A 378-nucleotide genomic window follows, 5' to 3' on the forward strand; every position below is an offset into this window, starting at 1 on the left:
CGCCGCGGCCGAGGCCCCGGCGCAGGCACCCGTCGCGACGGGCAGCGGCGGGGAGGCCGAGACGGTCCGGCGGCTGTGGACCGACGTCCTCGGCGCCCTGTACGCGCTCAAGCGCGGCACCTGGACGCTCGTCTCGGACAACGCCACGGTCCTCGAGCACCGCGGGGGCGTCCTGCGGCTGCAGTTCACGACGGCCGGTCTGGCGACCGCCTTCAGCCGGGGCAACCACCCCGCCTTCGTCGCCGAGGCGCTGCTGGAGGTGACGGGCATCGAGGCCAAGGTGGAGGCCGTCGCCGCCGGCGGCAGCGGGCCCTCCGGGCGCGGGCCCGCCCCGGCCGCGGCCCGCGGCCGGCCGTCGACGGCGGAGTGGTCCTCCCC

At 79.4% G+C, this 378-nt stretch carries 1 pseudogene; it reads left to right on the forward strand.

What is annotated here, in order from left to right:
* Nucleotides 1-378 (forward strand): annotated as a pseudogene (locus GTR02_RS22220) (DNA polymerase III subunit gamma/tau); the annotation flags it as partial.

Source organism: Kineococcus siccus (assembly GCF_009906795.1).
Classification (GTDB): domain Bacteria; phylum Actinomycetota; class Actinomycetes; order Actinomycetales; family Kineococcaceae; genus Kineococcus; species Kineococcus siccus.